The organism is Corallococcus exercitus, from assembly GCF_003611585.1.
GTDB classification, from domain to species: Bacteria; Myxococcota; Myxococcia; order Myxococcales; family Myxococcaceae; genus Corallococcus; species Corallococcus exercitus.
Map to the genome: position 1 here is coordinate 1 of NZ_RAVW01000706.1, position 2633 is coordinate 2633.

General features: G+C 73.1%; 3 protein-coding genes. 1 reads left to right on the forward strand and 2 read right to left on the reverse strand.

What is annotated here, in order from left to right; all coding sequences use genetic code 11:
- The first annotated feature begins 234 nt into the window (after window positions 1–234).
- The gene (locus D7W79_RS41125) at window positions 235–1755 is read left to right on the forward strand and encodes a gluzincin family metallopeptidase (protein WP_120530635.1); all 1521 of its coding nucleotides are present in this window, start codon (window positions 235–237) and stop codon (window positions 1753–1755) included.
- A gap of 11 nt (window positions 1756–1766) precedes the next feature.
- Here D7W79_RS41125 and D7W79_RS41130 read toward each other — a convergent pair whose 3' ends face one another.
- Both D7W79_RS41130 and D7W79_RS41135 read right to left on the reverse strand, forming a co-directional pair.
- Entirely contained in the window at window positions 1767–2117 is a 351-nt protein-coding gene (locus tag D7W79_RS41130; RefSeq protein WP_120530636.1) for a hypothetical protein, read from the reverse strand.
- A gap of 154 nt (window positions 2118–2271) precedes the next feature.
- Window positions 2272–2633 (reverse strand): hypothetical protein (locus tag D7W79_RS41135; protein WP_120530637.1); only part of this gene is annotated, 362 nt, incomplete at its 5' end.

The window sequence follows — 2633 nt, forward strand, 5'->3', positions numbered from 1 at the left end:
GCCTCCACCAGCACACGCCCCGCGTGCGCCCCCTCCGCCCGGAACGTCCGACGCTTCATCGCGGGCCCTCACGGCCCATCCACGCGAGGCCCCCGGACACGGAGGCGCCCTCCCCTTCCAAGGGGGACTCCTGGGGAGCATGCGGCCGGGCAGCGGAGGTGGAGGACATGGCGCGACACTCTATGCGCGCGGTCCCCACCCTGACGCGGGCTTCCTGTTACCTTCCGCGCCGCCATGGACCGTCCCCTGCTCTCCGTCCGGTCGCGGCTGGATGACTTCCTCGCCGAGCTGGCCACCCTCCAGTACCGCTACGGCGCCGGACTCTCCCCGGACCTCCCCGTCGCGCGCCTGTACGCCTCCTTCCCGGAGCTGTCCTCACCGGAGACCTTCGCCGCCGCCAACGAGGCCCTCTCCCGCGCTCGCGGCAAGGACGACCCCGTCGCCGTCCGCCGCATCACGCTCGTGCGCGAGCTCATCGCCACCCAGGTGGAGGAGTCGCTGGCCCTGCCCGCGGCGGACGCCGTCGTCGCGCTGGAGGCCCGCTCCCACATCCCCGCCGACGACACGACGCTGTCGCTGGCGCAGGCCCTGTCGCAGCTTCCACGCGAGGCCAGCCGCTCCCGCCGCGCCCTGCTGGAGCGCGGCGCCGGCAACTTCCTCTGGGACCACCGCGGCCCTTATGGAGACCGGCGCGACGCCGCCCTCCAGGCCGCGGAGGTGCTGGGCTTCCCGGACTACCCCTCCCTGCGCCAGGACGTCACCGGCATCGACGCGGGCAAGCTCGCCCAGGCCGCCGAGGAGACCCTCCAGCGCACCGAGGACGCCTACCGCGACGTGCTGGCCTACGTGCTGCGCAAGCTGGAGCCCACCCTGCGCCCGCTGCCCGGCGGCGAGGCGCGGCGCCATGACGTGCAGCACGCCCTGCGCGCCCCGTGGCTGGACGCGTACTTCCGCCGCGAGGACACCGTCCCCGCCGTGATGCGCTGGCTGTCCGACTGGGGCCTCCACCCGGAGGCCGGCGGCCGCATCCGCCTGGACGACGAGGCCCGCCCCGGCAAGGCGTCACGCCCCTTCGTCGCCGCCGTGCGCGTGCCCCAGGAAATCCGCCTGGTCCTCCAGCCGCGCAGCGGCATGGACGCGCTGGGCGACCTGCTCCACGAGCTGGGCCACGCGTGGCACCTGGCCCACGTGGACGAGGACGCCCCCATGGAGCTGCGCCGGCTGGGCGACGCCTCCGTCACGGAGGCCTACGCCGCCACCTTCGAGCGGCTCCTCATCTCCCCGCCCTGGCTCAAGCGCTACCTGGGCCTGCCGTCCGGCACGACGAAGGACGTCGTGCGCATGGGCGCCTTCCAGGCCCTGGCCGTGCTGCGCCGCCACTGCGCGAAGCTGTCCTACGAGCTGTCGCTCAGCACCAAGGGCGCCTCCGCCGACCGCGCGGACGAGTACGCCGACGGCCAGCGCCGCGCCCTCTTCGCGCAGCCGCACCCGGGCTTCTTCCTGCATGACGTGGATTCACAGCTCTACGTCACCCGCTACCTGCGGGCCTGGGCCCTGGAGACCCGGCTCACCGCGCACCTGCTGGAGCGGTTCAACGAGGACTTCTGGCGCAACCCCGCCGCCTTCACCTGGCTCAAGGGGCTCTTCGCGCGGGGCGGTGCCGCCGACGCGGAGGGACTGGCCACGGAGGTCTCGGGCACGCCGTTGGCGTTGCCCGAGGCGGGAGCGCGCCTCGTGGCCATCCTCAACCAGTAGGGAAGCCGCCCCTACTTCTTCTTGGCGCGCAGCGCGCGGACGATCTTGTCCTTCGCCGCGTTGGCCGGGGCCTCGCGGGTGCGGACCGCGGCGGGCGCCTTGGAGTCGTTGGCCGCCGTGCGCGTCTGGCCGGTGCGCGCGCGCATGGCCTTCATCAGCTGCATCTCGATGACGAGCAGCTCGTCCGCGAGCTCCGCGTTGGCACCCGCCGCGCGGGGCAGCGGCGCGCTCTTGCTGGGGGCGCCCGCGCCGTGGCGCATGCGCAGGGCCTTCTCCTCCTCGGCCGTCAGCGTGGTGGACTTCTCCAGCGCCGCCTTGACCTCTTTCGCGGTCAACGTGCTACTTCCGACCTTGCGCTCCATCTCCGCTCCCTTCGTTGTGCACGCCTGAACACCCGAGCATGTCAGATGCGTCTGGGCCGCAACCGACGAGGATTGTAGAGGCTGCAAGAGGGCCGTCAAAATTTCTTCCAACAGGCCGCTGCCTGTCTGTAGCGACCCGCCCCACCCGCTACAGCTACAGGCGCATCCCCAGGCCCAGGAACGTGGAGCGAAGGTGCTGCCGCTGCCCGGAAAAGGGATCCCCCCGGGCGGAGAAGTTCTGGTAGCGCGCCTCGGCGGAGAGGAAGAGGTTCTCCCTCAGCTCCAGGCTCACGCCGCCGCACAGCTCGAAGCCCACCTGGAGCACGCGGCTGCCCAGCGCGTCCGGGGCCACCGGCTGGGGCCGTGAGTGGGGCACCAGCAGGCTGGCCCCCACGCCCAGGAAGGGCCGCACCCGGGTGTCCCCCAGGGGCACCACGCGCACGGACATGGGCGTCACCTCCGTCAGGTGCCGGCTGGACGCCAGGTGCCCGCCCACCTCCAGCACCGCCCCCGGCT